This is a genomic window from Bacillus cereus group sp. BceL062 (genome assembly GCF_051780025.1).
Taxonomy (GTDB): domain Bacteria; phylum Bacillota; class Bacilli; order Bacillales; family Bacillaceae_G; genus Bacillus_A; species Bacillus_A toyonensis.
This window is the reverse complement of record NZ_JBPWGY010000001.1, coordinates 916,121-931,851: the sequence shown is the minus strand read 5'-3', so window position 1 is coordinate 931,851 and position 15,731 is coordinate 916,121. Positions and strand designations below refer to the sequence as shown.

Sequence of the window (15,731 nt, the reverse complement as noted above, 5' to 3'; positions counted from 1 at the left end):
TATTCGAAAGCGAAAGGGGGACTCCTTTAAATCGTTTCACTTAACATATTAAATGGTTTTTTATAAAACAAAAAGGCATGGCCCAGTATAAAACTGAATCCATGCCCAATAATGTTTACGTTATAAATTCGCAGATTGCGAAGGTTGTTTTTCATAATGTTTCTGTTTAGAAAGGGAAATAGAAATAATCAACAACGAAACGACTCCGAAGATGAGAACCATATATTGCAACCCAATCGTATCTAAGAAGAAGCCAGTTCCAAGTAAGACAATTTGGAACATAACTCTCTCAAACATATTACGGAATGAGAAGAGGCGGCCGTGATAGCTTTTTTCTACTTTCGTTTGGAAAATTGTCGACATAATAGGGAAGAAACAGCCGACACTAAAGCCAAACAAACCAAATGATGTAAGAGCCATCCATTTTATATCGCTAAAGAACAATGAAAGGTGTGCAAAAGCGGTACAAACTGCGAAGAAATATAGTAATTTTTCAGGTTTAAAATGATCAGATAAACGTTTAATAACGAAGGCACCTAACATAAATGCAACACCTTCAATTGTATATATGAATCCTTTAATCGTTGGATCATGTTGCATTTCACTAATGTTAATAACCATTAAATTAAAACCAGCAATAAATAATAGTGGGATGATACTTAATATAAGTGCTGTGAAAGCAATAGGAATTCCTTTTAAAATACGAAATACTTCCATAAAACTATTATCTTTTGCAGCCTGTTTACTTGGCACTGTTGATTTTTTATCTTCAAATTGTAGAAAGAAAGTTGAAAGGAACAATAGAGCATATGCAGCCATTGAGAAGGCATACATATATTGTAAACTCATTACAACTAAAAGAATTCCACCTAGTGAAGTACCTGCAATACGAGCGATTGTACCAACATTCATATGTACACCGTTCATTTGTAATAACTCATGTTCACGTACGATGAGTGGAATTACAGATTGTAATGCAGGGAAATAAAATGCGGCTGAAATTTGAAGTGCAACCATAAAGGCGATCATAAAGGCTATACTTTCAAATTGAATAGCGAAAAACATAAAAATAACACTTAAAACCCGACCAAACCCAGCATAAAGAAGAACTTTTTTCTTATCATACTGATCGATGACCCGACCAGCCATTGGACCAACGATAACACCTGCTAATAGTCCGATAAATAATATAACTGATTTCATAAAATCAGAAGGGACATATTTTTGCATAAATTCTAAGTTGCCAAGAATACCAAGCCATAAACCTAGACCAGCAATAAACTCCCCAATTAAAACGATCCAAACATTTTTATTACGCCACATAATGTAAAACCTCTCCGTCTTTTAAAGTGAAAAACTCGTATATAAAACCTCCTTATTTACGTAGTATTTTTTTACGAACTTTTTTCGAGTCAGAGTCTATATTACGTGTTTCATTAGTGGATTTCAATCTTTTTGATTTGGCGAAAATTGGATTTATGAGTTGATGAAATAAGCATTAAAAATAAAATGAACTTTGAATTAATTACATATAAAAAATAAAAAAAGCAAGAGCGTAATAGTACGTCTCACTTTTCTAAAATACACTTTGTAAATAGAGTTGCTTAATAACTATTATGACCTTGTCCAATTGCTAATGCACTAAAGGTGAGGGGGCCAATAACATCTGCACTTGCAGCACTTGTTAAATTTTCCACAGTTAAAGTGTATTCGTGAATCCCACAGCTTATATTTTTATTAATTGTTTGAAATGTTTCAACGTAATATTGTTCAGAATCTGTAGATCTAATACTTACTTGTGTGTTGAAAATTTCAATGTTGTTACGGAAAACCCTAAACAATATTTGTGATATATCAGTTATACCTTTAACTCCAACTGTAGCAATTAATTCTACTCGATTATCACGTGAATCTTTTATTGGAATTTTTAATTCAATATTTGCTAGAATTGCTTTGTTTGGGGAATCGGGAATTGTAAAAGTAGTTGCGTCAGTTTTATTTATTGGCTGAATAGCTTGGTAATCAATGATATGAGTTATGGTTGTCACCTCCTCATATATTAAAATATGAAGGTAATGACGGATTAGATTGGACGTATATTAGAAGATAGTAATAGAATAGGGTTGAATATAGGGGAATAATATAAAAGTATCAAGAAGAGAACCACGAGTATGTGGTTTATTTCTTGATGCCCTTCCTACATTAAGCAGAATATTCTTCTTTACGAACTTCGAAAAATTCATTACGTCGTAAGTAATTATAAATTTTTTCTGAAACCTCTTCTTCTTCAGACACTAAGTAACGATGATCAAACGCATAGAATGATTTTCCTTTAATTAATTTTACGTAATAGATTTTGCACGCCTCCTCTATCGAATGTATTACTTGCTTTATATTATGGTGGCCTATATACCTGTTAATCATACTTTGGGTTTCAAAAGGTAGAAGTAAAAATGTTAGCATGTTGAAATAGCTTACAAATCTGTAATGTTTTTGTCACCTTTTCCGATAGTTAAAAATAACCAATCTCTTCTATACTACAAATAAGTTACATAAAATAAGGAGGGAAAAAGATGGATGAAGTAATTGGAGAAGTTGTAGCAGGTATTTGTGAATTTGTGGTAGAAGTAACGGCAGATGCTATAGGAAATTTAGTTTCTGGAAATGATGAGGAAAAGGAAACATTGTAATAGGTTGTAAAAGTATAAAGGTAACTAAAATATAAAGGCTGATTCCTAAAGGGAAGTCAGCTTTTTTATTTTTTACATTTTATTAACTTTATTTAAATATTCATTTGTTATGATATTAGTGAAGCTAATTAAGGGGGTGAAAAAATGAATATGCCGAATTTGGGGACTGATATATCTGATTTTCGTTTGATTGTGGCGAATGTAGATGAAAGGGAATATCATTTTATTGTTCGGGAACATCCGATTTTAGGGAAAATTATATCGCTATTTGAAAATGGAAAAGAATATGGCTTAATAGACAAACAAATCGCTATTAAAGATAAATTTATTAAATCGGAGCTTACTAAGTTAGATGGTTTTAATATCGATATACTTCATCATACACCTGGATGGATATGGATTGGCATGAATCAATTTGGTTTACATGCTCGAGAGGCTACTTATAATGAAGTAGAAGTTATTATGAAGTTGAAAGAGGATTTATATTACATAGATATATATAAGGAAATAAAAATGTAATAGATATTTAGTTGGGTTAGGGGATTAGTTCCCATAACCTTTTTTGTTTTAAAGTAATATTCATATCATTTTGACGACGGTCTGTCTGTATTACAAGAGGTGAGCTGAAAAGAGGATTTGAAAATACATAAAGAGAACTTTAATTATTATATGAATCATATATGTTAATAACAATAGAAGGAAGATGATAAAATGAGTAAGGAAGAGCTTATGAAACAACAGTTTGGTAATAATGCAGAAAAGTATGTAAAAAGTAAAATTCATGCTAAAGGATTGGATTTACAATATGTAGTTCAACAAGTTGAACCTCGTCATAATAATCGTCTTCTTGATATTGCTACTGGTGGTGGACATGTTGCAAATTTATTAGCACCATTGTTTAAAGAAGTAGTTGCATTAGATTTAACTGAAAAAATGTTAGAGAATGCGAAAAAATTCATTTTAGGTAATGGGCATGACAATGTATCTTTTATCGTTGGACATGCTGAAAAATTGCCATTTGCTGATAAAGCATTTGATACAATTACATGCAGGATTGCAGCACATCATTTTACAAATCCGACGCGATTTATTTATGAAGTAAATCGAACGTTAGAAGATGATGGATTATTTATTTTAATAGATAATGTTTCGCCAGAAAATAATGAATATGATACATTTTATAATTTTATAGAAAAAAAGCGTGATCCGAGTCATGAAAGAGCTTTGAAAAAGACAGAATGGATTACTTTATTAGAAAAAAATGGTCTGCAAATGCAGTCATGCTTCACTTTTGATAAAAAGTTTGATTTCGACTGGTGGTGTGACATGCTGGAAGTACCTATGCAAAAGCGTGAAAAATTAACAGAGTGTATGATGAAAACACCAAACGAAATGAAGGAATACTTTCATATTCTATTTGAAAATAATAAAGTAAAGTCGTTCTATACTGAAATGGCTATGTTTATTTGTAAAAAAAGTACAACATTAAAAAGATAAATTTCTTGAAGTCTTTTCAAAGTGCGTTATACTTAGTACTGAGAAAATGAGAATTGAGGAATTGCAATAATGATTCGCGTACGTATTGAAGGAACTGAAGAAGAAATGCTTGAATTTATGGAGAAAATGCCGGACATTCCTGGATTTGAAAAAACGCATATGAGAGAACCGAGAAAAGGAAACAATCCAAAATACGATTCAAGTAAGAATGTATTAGCATATTTGTCTTATAAAAAGATTGAAGTCGCCAATAAATAGGCGGCTTTTTTAGTTTGCATCGTTTCACCGCCTTGTCTTTTTCACATAATAATAATAGTAGATTATGCTGAAGAGAGGTGAGGATTGTTAATAAGAAAATTATCTTTTTTGGAGACTTTGGTATTGACGATGCAGTTGCGTTAATTTATGCAAATAAAACTTGTAAATTAGATATTATAGGAATTGTCGCAGAGTATGGGAATGTATCGCGAGAAATCGTTACAGAGAATGTATATTTTTTAGAAAAATACTATGCTACAGAAGTGAAAATCATCGAAGGTGCAGCTAGACCAATGACAGCTGAAAAGCCTTTATTCTTCCCGGAAATTCATGGGGATCACGGTTTAGGGCCAATTATTCCACCTGAAATGAGAATTTGTAAACGGGAAAATTTTTGTGAATTAATTAAATTAATTGAGCCTTGTCCAGAAGATATAGTTATTGTGGCGACAGGAAGATTAACAACACTTGCAACGTTATTTTTATTATATCCAAATGTAATGAATCGTATTTGTTCTTATTATATTATGGGAGGCGCTTTCTTATTTCCAGGTAATGTTACACCCGTGTCTGAAGCGAATTTTTATGGCGATCCAATTGCGGCGAATATTGTTATGAAGTATGCACAGAACGCTACTATATATCCGTTAAATGTAACACAGGCTGCGCTTATTACTCCTGAAATGCTTGATATTATTAATAAAGAAGGAACGGGACAGGCGAAACTCATTAAACCAATGATCGATTTTTATTATGAAAACTTTTATAAAAAGGAATACCCGGGTATTACTGGGAGTCCTATTCATGATTTACTGCCGTTTATTTCGTTTATAAATGATGATATTTTTGAATATAAAAAATCAGCAGTTTGGATTAGTACGACGAATGATGTAACGAGAGGACAAAGTGTTGCGGATTTTAGAAAAATAGCTAAGCCAACGACGTTTGATAATAGGCCTGTCCAAAAAATTGCGGTTGGTTTTAATTATCCAGCTTTTAAAGAAGAATTTATGAGGACGATATTAAAGCCTGATTGTCCTTAATATGTAAAATGTGAAGTTGTAAAATCATTTGTCCAGTGAGCTTCGTTCTCAAATAATCTAATAGTTAAGCTGTATGAATAACTTATGAAAAATGAAACATAACTAATGGTAAGCAATTGTTCCTGATTATATTTTGATTGGTGAATTATAAAGGAGGTTATCATATGATTTGGTCTTTAATTGTCGGTGGTATATTAGGTTGGTTTGCAAGCTTAATTACTGGAAGGGATGTACCTGGCGGTGTAATTGGTAATATTATTGCTGGTATTGTCGGTTCTTGGCTTGGTACAGCGTTGCTTGGTAAATTTGGACCTATTATAGGTGGATATGCGATTGTTCCAGCCTTAATAGGTGCGATTATTTTGATTTTCATCGTAAGCCTTATATTCCGGGCAATGCGAAAATGAATACAGGGGGCTGTTTACATTTGTAAGCAGTCCCTTTGAATTATATGGCCTAATCTGTTATGCTACTGTTATACAATCAGGAGGTGTCAGCATTGAAATCATATACAGTAAATTTCCATCAAGAAGATAATGCAAAAGCGACAACAGTACATAAATTAAGTGAAGAGGACTTCAATAAAGCAACAGAAAAAGGTACTCGTCATCTATTTGATTTAGATACAAACGTTGGTTTCTTCGTATTCTTTGACGCAGAAGATGCAGAAGGAAATGATCAATACTTAATGTTACAATATGAAGGAGATCACGAAGAGCCAAGTGCTTGCTACGGATTTGATTTGAAATTATACTATCAATTTTTAGCATTATACTTAAATGATCTTGAATTCCAAGGTGAAACAAATGAAGAAGAGGAAGAATATGGTCCAATTCATCATTTAGCGCACTTACTTTATCATATTGTAGAAGATGGTAAGTCAATCGAAGTGTAATATACATATTTGAAGCTGTCCAATATTGGACAGCTTTTTAATTATATAATAAAGGTACATGTATGTTGTATGCTAAAAAGTTGAGGGAAAATGGAATTTTCCGAAGGGTTGTTTATTTCTTCCATGTTTCAATCGGAATACATCTGTTATAATGAGCATAATTAAATTCATGGGGGCTAATTCAATGCTTGTAGATGTAAAACATTTTATTAAAGCGGCAAGTTTAACATGTATAACGGCACTGAGTGGAGATAATACATTTGCTCATAATTTTGAAACTGTAAAAAGTACGATTTCTACATACGTAAAGAAAGTAAGACTTACCTCTTAGTTTTGCTTTTAAAGCTTATCTACATATGTTATTTTGGAAAGAATCTGTATTATTTCAGGTTCTTTTTAATTTATACTAAAGTATAGATAAGTTCATCTATTATTTTAAAATCTTTTTATATAAATGTATTATTATAAAGGTCATAAATTTTAGAAAAGAGGTGAATTTCGTGAAAAGTTTTGGCATGCTAGCAAGCTCTGCTTTGTTTTCTCTGTTTCTGTTATTATTTAATGTTCAATCGTTTTATAATAAATACACAGAAGAAAATACATATTATTGGATAAATGGTGTATTAGCAGTGATATTCCTTATATCGTTTATCATACATATAAAAGATATTATAAAGAAAAATTATACAACTTCATTAAAACAAGAGTAGAGAGAATCATATGTTTACTAATAAGAAATGATGTAATTAAATTTCAAACCTTAAAAATATGAGACCAGCAGGGAAATGTTACGTAGTTTCTGTTGGTTTTTTGCGTTTTTGTGACGTACTTTATTCAAGGTGACAGAAGAAGGATAAAGCATGTAAGAAGAGAAGGTGTATAGTAAGGAAAAACAACACATCTCAACCTGTTTGAAATCAATGTAAGATAAAAATCATGTTATAGAGTGTTTACGAATGGGAGGTAGTAAAGAATGAAAGCGCATTTGAGAATATTGTTCACTTTAACATGTGTATTAACATTGATGGCTTGTACGAATAATGAGGAAAAGAAACAGACGAACCCAACATCTGAAAAAAATACGGAACAAAAGAATGAAGGAACTGCACCTCAAAAAGAGAACGAGTCAGCGAATAACCCCAAAAATCAAGATTCAACAAAACCTTCGACAGGGCCAGATTCAAAAAGTCCAACTCTTAACCAAAAATCAATTAACTATGTTAAAGAATTATTTGAACTAGCGAAAGAAGGGAAAGTACCTAATGTTCCATTTGCTGCTCATACAGGAGATATCGAAGAAATAGAAAAAGCATGGGGGAAAGCAGATAAAACAGAACAAGCAGGGAGCGGAATGTACGCAACCTTTACAAATAAAAATGTTGTCTTCGGTTTTAATAAAGGATCACAAGTTTTTGATGTACGTTCGTATCAAACAGAACTAGAATCAATTACATTAAAAGAAATTGAAAAGGCGTTAGGAAAACCAACTTCAGTTAAAGTAAATGGTGAAGATCAAATATATGTATATAAAGTAAACAATCAGTTCGAGTTAAAATTCATCATTCCAAAATCGATCGGTAAGGTAGATCATATTTCGGTATTTTCGCCAGAGGATAGTATTAATAAAATGGCAGGATAAAAAATCAAATAATCTCCAGAACACCTCACTTATTTTAAAAGTGAGGTGTATTCAATTGTAAACAAGGTATGTTTCCGACCTTATGATACATACTTTCATATGGCGAAATAATTCAATTATATTTTTGAAAAAAATACAAAGCAAGTAAAAAAACGCTATCTGCCTATAGATTTATAGGGAAGGATGACGTTTTTTATAATTCATCCAATAAGAGATATCGATTTATTAAAAAAGTAGCATCCTATAAAACTTGAGGGGTATGTTGCGAATTATCTTTTTGGACATTTCCCTTTATTTTTTTACGTTCTAAATTTTGAACAAAAAGTGCCTGAACAATACCTCCAACTATTAAGAAACATGCACAAATATAAAATAGCATATTACCGTTTAGTTTACTTAATAATACTGCACCAATAACAGGACCGCACGTTCGAGATATATCCCAGTGTATGCCATAAATCGAAAAATACAATCCACGTTTATCTGTAGGAGCGATCTCTGAAACGAATCGCAATAAATGGTTTAAAGCAATACTTTCTCCAATGACTAAAAATAGTAATGTGAAAAATAGTGACGAGATTGTTGCTGAAAGCCCGTAGCCAATTGCGGCTATCGTATAGCAGGCGTAAGAAATAAGGATGATTTTCGTCATGGAAAATCGTTCAGACCATTTTACGAGGAAAATTTGTAGAATGATTTCCAAAATGGCTTTGCAAGTTGAAATAAATGCGAGTATGAATACGAAATTCGGAAATACATGTTCTGCGAAAATACGATAATTTGTTTCCGTTTGTGCATAGAAAAAGCTAATAGGAAGTGTAGAAGCCATAAGTCCAAATACAGCGTAATGTTTGCGTACAAATTGTTTTGGAGATGATGCTACTTCAAGTTTTTGTTTTGGCGTTGTAATTGCTGGAGCAGTTTCTGGGAGCTGCGTCCAAACAACTATTGCATATATCATAAGTGTAATACTTTGCATCATAAATAAATATTCAGGGTGAGTAGTATAAAAGATAGCACCAATTAAAGGACCGATTACGGATCCAATTGCTCCCATCGTTTGCAGGAGAGCAAAAATTTCTGCTTGCTGCTTTTGTTTTGTTAAATCGGCAATTTGCGCACGTTGAGCTGGAATGTATAAAGAACGACCAATACCATTAATAACGTATAACAGTGCAAATATAAAAATGGATTGAGCAAAAATAAAACTACCGATTGCAACACCTTGCAGCAATAGGCCGAGTAACATAATTTTTTTTCTCCCATATTTATCAGTAACGCCTCCAGCAATAAGTGTAAAGACAATGTCTGAAAGTGGTTGTAGTCCGAAAATAAGCATAGTCATCATTATATTGCCGTTTAACATCTTATTAACGTATATAATCATAATGAGGGCTAACATTGATTCCGTTGTTCGGGTTAATAATTCACCACACAGTCTAATGATAATAGGTTTATTGTAACGTAGTAAGAGATGCTTCAATTTGATTTCCTCCTTTCTATATTGAAATGATAAGATGAAAGGAGAAATGGAAAAAGGGTAGAAATAAAAGGGAGTATTTTTCACCTTTTAGGGGGATTATGATGTTTATTTTAGATCAATACATTGAATTATGGTTTGCCTATGGGAAAGGGAAACGAGAAGGAGAACAATTAGAGATAACAGTGCAAAATATATCTGAAACTTTATTTTGTACAGAGCGTAATAGTAAATTAATTATAAAAAAATTAGAAGAGTTACATTGGATCGTTTGGTTTCCAGGTCGCGGGAGAGGAAATCGTTCTAAATTAATATTTAAAAAGAATCCGGCACCATTGATTTTAGATAGAGGAAAAGAAATAACGAAAAAAGGGGATGTGAAAAGCGGGATCTCATTTGTGGAACGCTATAGCGCACATTTTCCATCAGTAAAGGGAGAATACCAGTCTTGGGTTGATTCTATATTTGGTCATAAAATTGAAATGACTTCTGAAGGGAGAAAAGATGTACTCCGTTTACAAGTACAAATGAATCTGGACATCGCTTTAGATCCAGTTTACGCTACAATGCGCTCGGAATGTCATATGGTTAAACATATTTTTGATACACTCGTATATATCAATGAAGAAAGAACTGCTATTGAGCCGAGACTTGCTTTTCACTGGGAATATAATGATGAGGAAAAAATATGGACATTTTATTTACGAAAAGGAGTTCACTTTCATAATGGAAAACGCCTTACTGCACATGATGTTATATATTCATTGAATCGATTTATGACAGCTGTAGACAACCCGCACGCATGGATGTTACAGCATGTGGAAAGTTTTCATGCAGTAGGTGAATATGTTTTAGAAATTAAATTACATACGGAAAATATGATGTTTTTACATATGCTAAGTTTAGAACAGTGTTCTATCGTAAGTGAAGATGAAGCAGGAAAATTAATGGGGACAGGACCTTTTCAGTTATACAAAAGTAATGAAGATCTGTTTATACTGGAAGCGCATCATTTATATTTTCGTGAGAGACCTTTTCTAGATCGCGTTGAGTTGTGGAATGTAGAACAAAGTGTAGATACATATGATGTTTTAGTAAAGGCACAGTATAAAGATAAAGAGAAACATAATAAAGAACTGTCTCGACTTGAGTCGAACGTGACTTATGTAACATGCAATCTTACGAAAGAAGGACCAATGCAAGATAAGTTATTTCGGAAAGCGTTATATAAAATCATTCATGGCGATATAATCGTTCAAGAACTCGGTGGAGAACGTGGAGAAGTGGCAAAGGAACTAATATCAGCAAAGGCCAGCATAGTAGAGATAGAGGAAGATATAGAAAGTTTAATGAAAAGAAGTATTTATCATAATGAAGTGCTACAACTGTATACATTTAAAGGACGAGATCACGTTGAAGATGCACAATGGATACAAAAAGAGTGTGCGAAGTATGGAATTTGTGTAGAGATTAATTTTCTTGAAATAGAAGAACTATTGCAAATAAGTACGATACAAAAAGCTGATATCATGCATGATAGCGCAACAATTAGTGAACGAATAGAAGATAGTTTGCTATATATGTTTCTGACAAAAAACAGTTTTATTCATGGGCATAGCAGCATGAACTTTCACGAAATGTTGTCCCCTTATTTTAAACAAGAACAAGTAGAGAAAAGAGTTGCACTGTTACGCGATCTTGAGGACACATTGTTACGTCAAATTCATATTATTCCTTTATATCGTAACAAACAAGAGGTAAGTACACATGAAAAAGTACAAAATATAATGATTAATTCGCAAGGTTGGATTGATTTTTATGAAATATGGTTTAAGTCTTGATATATAAAGGTTCTTACGCATTTTTCAGAAGATGTGTCAGAGCCTTTTTTCTATGTAAAACAAGTTTGTTTTACACATTGTTACGCTACTTGTAGTCTAATTCTATTTACAGCGTAACAGTGTTATGTTACATTGTTGTTAGGAAGGAGTGTTACACAGTTGAGTACAGATTTAATTTCAAAAAAAGATTTATTAGAGCTTACAGGTATTTCATACGGACAGTTATATAGGTGGAAGAGAAAAAATTTAATTCCGGAAGATTGGTTTGTACGAAAGTCAACATTCACTGGTCAAGAGACATTTTTTCCGAAAGAAAAGATTTTAGAGCGTATTGATAAAATCCAAACGATGAAAGAAGATTTATCACTAGATGAATTAGCAAATATGTTTTCACCGAGTGTGACAGAAATCCTTTTAACGAAAGAAGATCTCATCCGTAAAGGGATTACATCAGAACCTGTTTTACAATTTTTTATTGAGCAAACGAACAAAACGGCAGACTTTCGATTTGTAGATATTCTTTATGTGTATATGTTAGAAGAGTTACTACAATCAGGAGAAGTTAGTTTAGAAGAAGGTAAAATGGTTCTGCAAGTTTTACGAGAAAATTATGAAGCAATCAAACATAAAAATTGTGATTTAGTTATGATTCGAAAAATAGGAATTTCTACATGTTTCTTAGTATCAAATATTGAGGATTTAATTTTTGAAAAGGGAACGAAGATTGTTTTACGAGAAGCGATTATGAAGTATACCGAAGCATTAAAAACTAAACTGTTGTAGTGGAGGAGAAATAATGCGTACAGAAAATTTAATTATAAATGGTTACGGTTCATCCAATGGCGGTGAATTTCATAAAGTACAACTAAATGGAAAAGGCACTGTAAACGGAAATGTTGAATGTGATGAATTTCAATGTAATGGTTATGGTGCAGTAACTGGTGATTTGAACAGTAGCAATGCAAGAATTAGTGGATCAGGTAAAGTCGATGGTACAGTTAATGCAGAAACGATACGAATTGATGGGAAAGCAACAATTACACAAGATGTAAAGGCGAATAGTTTAAAAATTGCAGGAAAAGGTACGATAGGTGGAAATGTTAAGGGTGAAGAATTTAAAATCAACGGTCAAGCGACGATTGATGGGAATTGTGAAGTTGATATTTTTTCTTCAGAAGGACAATTTACAATCGGTGGTTTATTAAGCGCAGATGAGATTAATATAAATATTCACGGTACATGTAGAGCGAAAGAAATTGGCGGCCAAACGATTAAAGTAAGACATAGATTGAGTACATTTAGTAGACTGTTTAAATCAGTATTTGGCTTGCAGTTAGAAGCTGAATTGTTAGAAGGTGACAATATCGATATTGATTATGCTCACATAAAAACAGTAAGAGGAAACAATGTAACAGTAGGACCGAACTGTGAGATTGAACTGATCGAATATAGCGGTGTTATTACTGTTGATAAAAGCGCAAATGTAAAAGAAATTAAGCAAGTTTAACGGAGGGGAGTAATCAGTATGGAACATCAACATAGTCTCACAGTAAATGGTTCCGGTAATTCAGCGGGCGGAGATTATAACAAAGTGAAGATTCGCGGTGAAGGAACAATTACGAATGATATGAGTTGTAATGAGTTTAAAACATACGGCACAAGTGATGTGCGTGGCAATATGAAAGTTATAAACTATGTCGTGTATGGAGATAGTGAAGTACAAGGAAATGTAGATGCAGCATACGTAAAAGTATATGGTAATACACAAATGCATGGTGATGCTCATATTGAAAAAACAAAAGTTAGAGGTATGATAGATGTTACAGGGAAGTTTTCAGGTGATTTCATAGATGTGAAAGGTGCTTTAAATGTGAAGGGAGATATTGAAGTAGAAGAATTATCACTAACTGGTGGTCTTGAAAGTGATGGTTTGCTTAATGCTGAACATATTGAAATCTCACTTCGTTATGAAGGAAGTAAAGTAAGAGAAATCGGTGGCAAAAAGATTACAGTGCGTAAGAAATCAAGATTTATTCCTTTTACTAGTCATGCTGGAAACCTCCAAACTTCAATTGTAGAAGGGGATGATATTTATTTAGAACATACAATTGCTGAAGTAGTAAGAGGAAACAATGTTACAATTGGTCCTGGCTGTGAAATTAGTGTTGTGGAATATCATACTAGTTTTAACCAAAAAGGTAATGCAGTCGTAAAAGAACATAAACAAATATAAGTAATGCGAGGGAGAGCAAGAGATATGGTTGAGAAGAATAATAAGCTTGGCTTTATTGTGGCGGGCTTATTGCTAGGTATTTTAATGGCATCAATGGATAATACCATTGTCGTAACAGCGATGGGAACGATCGTTGGTGACTTAGGAGGTCTTGAAAACTTTGTATGGGTCGTTTCTGCCTATATGGTCGCAGAAATGGCAGGTATGCCGATTTTCGGTAAACTATCAGATATGTATGGAAGAAAGAGATTCTTTATTTTCGGTTTAATCGTCTTTATGATTGGTTCGGCACTTTGTGGGACTGCTGAAAATATTACACAATTAGGCATTTATCGTGCCATTCAAGGTATTGGCGGCGGGGCATTAGTGCCGATCGCGTTTACTATCGTGTTTGATATTTTTCCACCTGAAAAGCGCGGGAAAATGGGTGGATTATTCGGAGCAGTATTTGGATTATCAAGTATTTTCGGGCCATTACTTGGCGCATATATTACAGATTATATTAGTTGGCACTGGGTATTTTATATTAACTTACCGCTTGGCATTTTAGCACTTATTTTTATTACATTCTTTTATAAAGAATCACGAGTTCATAAAAAACAAAAAATTGATTGGTTCGGCGCAATTACTTTAGTTGGTGCAGTAGTTTCTTTAATGTTTGCACTTGAACTTGGCGGACAAAAATATGATTGGGATTCTAGCTTTATTTTAAGTTTATTTGCTGGATTCGCTATTTTAATAATCGCATTTATTTATATCGAACGAAAAGTAGAAGAGCCAATCATTTCATTTGAGATGTTTAAACAACGTCTGTTTGGAATGAGTACAATTATTGCATTATGTTACGGAGCTGCATTTATGTCAGCAACTGTGTACATTCCGTTATTTATTCAAGGTGTATATGGTGGGACTGCAACAAACTCAGGATTGTTACTTTTACCGATGATGTTAGGGTCAGTCGTAACAGCACAGTTAGGCGGATTTTTAACGACAAAGCTTAGCTACCGAAACATTATGATTATTTCTGCTGTTATTATGCTAATCGGATTATTCTTATTAAGCACGTTAACGCCAGAAACAAGTCGGGCATTATTAACGGTTTACATGATTATTATCGGATTCGGAGTTGGTTTCTCATTCTCTGTACTAAGCATGGCTTCAATTCACAACTTCGGTATGGAACAGCGCGGATCTGCGACCTCAACGAGTAACTTTATTCGTTCATTAGGTATGACACTTGGTATTACCATCTTCGGAATGATCCAAAGAACAGGTTTCCAAGATCAATTAGAAGAAGCATTTAAAGGTATGAGCGGGGGAATGAATTCAAATGCTGTAGGAGATTCAAGAGCCATTTTATCAGAATCGGCTAGATCTCAAATTCCGCCACAAATATTAGATAAAATTATTGACGCTCTTTCTAGTTCAATTGTTCAAACATTCATGTGGGCATTGGTACCAGCTGGTTTAGCATTCGTATTCATTTTCTTTATGGGAAATGAACGCATGGTATTTCAGAAAGAACAAAAGAATATAAAGAGTGAAGCATCAAAATCTTAATGAAAAAGCTCCTTTCAAATTTGAAAGGAGCTTTTGTCGTATGTACGGTGTTAGATTAGCCTTCGATGATTTCGTATTCTTCGTCTGCTAATAATAAAATTTGTGTTTTTTTACCTTTGTTTTGAACTTCGATTACATCATATGTACCTAAGTCTCTTAGTTTGCTTTGAGAAGCATTAACCATAACTTCCATAGAATCAATTAAGATATCTTCTTCAATGTATGATTCAGGCAATGCCATATCTTCAGTTTCTAATACACATGCGTATAGATTTTGTAAGTTTTCAGCAGTTGGGTTTTGTTCCTCAACATCAATGATGTTTTTTACTGCGTCCATATTTTCTTCTTTTGCTTGATATACTTTAATTTTAGCCATTGTTTTAATCTCCTTTATAACGTAATCGTAGAGGCTACACCTTTATTATAACGTTTTTTTCATGAAAGATGAAATTGTTATATGTATTTATAGTAAAAAATATGTGTTATTACTTATTATTGGTGTAAATCCCTTATTAACCTAATGAGTAGCTAACTATCTCCTTACGTTAATATTATATTGTCCAACCTTTTCTTATCTTCCGCTCATATTATATGT

Annotated in this window: 19 protein-coding genes; 14 read left to right on the top strand and 5 right to left on the bottom strand. The window is 33.0% G+C overall.

The window, feature by feature from the left end; all coding sequences use genetic code 11:
* Positions 1-120 precede the first annotated feature (120 nt).
* The 3 genes from ACS2MN_RS04725 to ACS2MN_RS04715 form a co-directional block, all read right to left on the bottom strand.
* Positions 121-1,323, bottom strand: coding sequence for an MFS transporter (locus ACS2MN_RS04725; protein WP_000269230.1), 1,203 nt, complete (start codon positions 1,321-1,323; stop codon positions 121-123).
* 281 nt (positions 1,324-1,604) lie between these two features.
* Positions 1,605-2,039: a hypothetical protein gene (locus ACS2MN_RS04720; protein WP_033657360.1), complete on the bottom strand. Its 435-nt coding sequence runs from the start codon at positions 2,037-2,039 to the stop codon at positions 1,605-1,607.
* 163 nt (positions 2,040-2,202) lie between these two features.
* Positions 2,203-2,355 carry a YqbF domain-containing protein gene (locus ACS2MN_RS04715; RefSeq protein WP_079996667.1) on the bottom strand — a complete coding sequence of 51 codons (153 nt, stop codon included), beginning with the start codon at positions 2,353-2,355 and terminating at the stop codon, positions 2,203-2,205.
* A 485-nt stretch (positions 2,356-2,840) separates the two neighbouring features.
* Between ACS2MN_RS04715 and ACS2MN_RS04710 the strand changes: the two genes are divergently transcribed.
* The 9 genes from ACS2MN_RS04710 (at position 2,841) to ACS2MN_RS04670 (ending at position 8,022) form a co-directional block, all read left to right on the top strand.
* The gene (locus tag ACS2MN_RS04710) at positions 2,841-3,209 is read left to right on the top strand and encodes a hypothetical protein (protein WP_346994549.1); all 369 of its coding nucleotides are present in this window, start codon (positions 2,841-2,843) and stop codon (positions 3,207-3,209) included.
* A gap of 192 nt (positions 3,210-3,401) precedes the next feature.
* Positions 3,402-4,187, top strand: coding sequence for a class I SAM-dependent methyltransferase (locus ACS2MN_RS04705; protein WP_000031294.1), 786 nt, complete (start codon positions 3,402-3,404; stop codon positions 4,185-4,187).
* 69 nt (positions 4,188-4,256) lie between these two features.
* Positions 4,257-4,445: a DUF3970 family protein gene (locus ACS2MN_RS04700; protein WP_000621879.1), complete on the top strand. Its 189-nt coding sequence runs from the start codon at positions 4,257-4,259 to the stop codon at positions 4,443-4,445.
* A 77-nt stretch (positions 4,446-4,522) separates the two neighbouring features.
* The gene (locus ACS2MN_RS04695; RefSeq protein ID WP_346994541.1) at positions 4,523-5,488 is read left to right on the top strand and encodes a nucleoside hydrolase; all 966 of its coding nucleotides are present in this window, start codon (positions 4,523-4,525) and stop codon (positions 5,486-5,488) included.
* A 164-nt stretch (positions 5,489-5,652) separates the two neighbouring features.
* The gene (locus ACS2MN_RS04690) at positions 5,653-5,895 is read left to right on the top strand and encodes a GlsB/YeaQ/YmgE family stress response membrane protein (protein ID WP_438894664.1); all 243 of its coding nucleotides are present in this window, start codon (positions 5,653-5,655) and stop codon (positions 5,893-5,895) included.
* 92 nt (positions 5,896-5,987) lie between these two features.
* Positions 5,988-6,383 (top strand): hypothetical protein, encoded by a 396-nt coding sequence (locus tag ACS2MN_RS04685; RefSeq protein ID WP_000844593.1) that lies wholly within the window; start codon positions 5,988-5,990, stop codon positions 6,381-6,383.
* A 184-nt stretch (positions 6,384-6,567) separates the two neighbouring features.
* Positions 6,568-6,714, top strand: a complete 147-nt coding sequence (locus ACS2MN_RS04680; protein ID WP_000959555.1) for a hypothetical protein — start codon at positions 6,568-6,570, stop codon at positions 6,712-6,714.
* Positions 6,715-6,883: 169 nt separating this feature from the next.
* Positions 6,884-7,093, top strand: coding sequence for a hypothetical protein (locus ACS2MN_RS04675; RefSeq protein ID WP_000834516.1), 210 nt, complete (start codon positions 6,884-6,886; stop codon positions 7,091-7,093).
* Positions 7,094-7,356: 263 nt separating this feature from the next.
* Positions 7,357-8,022: a YjgB family protein gene (locus ACS2MN_RS04670; RefSeq protein ID WP_098072334.1), complete on the top strand. Its 666-nt coding sequence runs from the start codon at positions 7,357-7,359 to the stop codon at positions 8,020-8,022.
* Between the two features lie 241 nt (positions 8,023-8,263).
* Here the strand turns inward: ACS2MN_RS04670 and ACS2MN_RS04665 are convergent, their stop codons facing one another.
* The gene (locus tag ACS2MN_RS04665; protein WP_098955385.1) at positions 8,264-9,505 is read right to left on the bottom strand and encodes an MDR family MFS transporter; all 1,242 of its coding nucleotides are present in this window, start codon (positions 9,503-9,505) and stop codon (positions 8,264-8,266) included.
* A gap of 101 nt (positions 9,506-9,606) precedes the next feature.
* Here ACS2MN_RS04665 and ACS2MN_RS04660 point away from each other — a divergent pair, with 101 nt between their 5' ends.
* From ACS2MN_RS04660 to ACS2MN_RS04640, 5 genes are all read left to right on the top strand, one after another.
* Positions 9,607-11,343: an SgrR family transcriptional regulator gene (locus ACS2MN_RS04660; RefSeq protein ID WP_098806209.1), complete on the top strand. Its 1,737-nt coding sequence runs from the start codon at positions 9,607-9,609 to the stop codon at positions 11,341-11,343.
* A gap of 159 nt (positions 11,344-11,502) precedes the next feature.
* Positions 11,503-12,126: a YhbD family protein gene (locus tag ACS2MN_RS04655; protein ID WP_000102264.1), complete on the top strand. Its 624-nt coding sequence runs from the start codon at positions 11,503-11,505 to the stop codon at positions 12,124-12,126.
* 13 nt (positions 12,127-12,139) lie between these two features.
* A complete protein-coding gene (locus ACS2MN_RS04650; protein ID WP_001258572.1) occupies positions 12,140-12,850 on the top strand; it encodes a bactofilin family protein in 711 nt (236 codons plus the stop codon).
* Positions 12,851-12,868: 18 nt separating this feature from the next.
* Positions 12,869-13,576, top strand: coding sequence for a cytoplasmic protein (locus ACS2MN_RS04645; protein WP_098806207.1), 708 nt, complete (start codon positions 12,869-12,871; stop codon positions 13,574-13,576).
* A gap of 24 nt (positions 13,577-13,600) precedes the next feature.
* Positions 13,601-15,136, top strand: coding sequence for an MDR family MFS transporter (locus tag ACS2MN_RS04640; protein WP_000229597.1), 1,536 nt, complete (start codon positions 13,601-13,603; stop codon positions 15,134-15,136).
* 55 nt (positions 15,137-15,191) lie between these two features.
* On the opposite strand, the gene ACS2MN_RS04635 is transcribed toward ACS2MN_RS04640, so the two are convergent.
* Positions 15,192-15,512, bottom strand: a complete 321-nt coding sequence (locus ACS2MN_RS04635) for a hypothetical protein (protein ID WP_001062729.1) — start codon at positions 15,510-15,512, stop codon at positions 15,192-15,194.
* Positions 15,513-15,731: the final 219 nt, after the last annotated feature.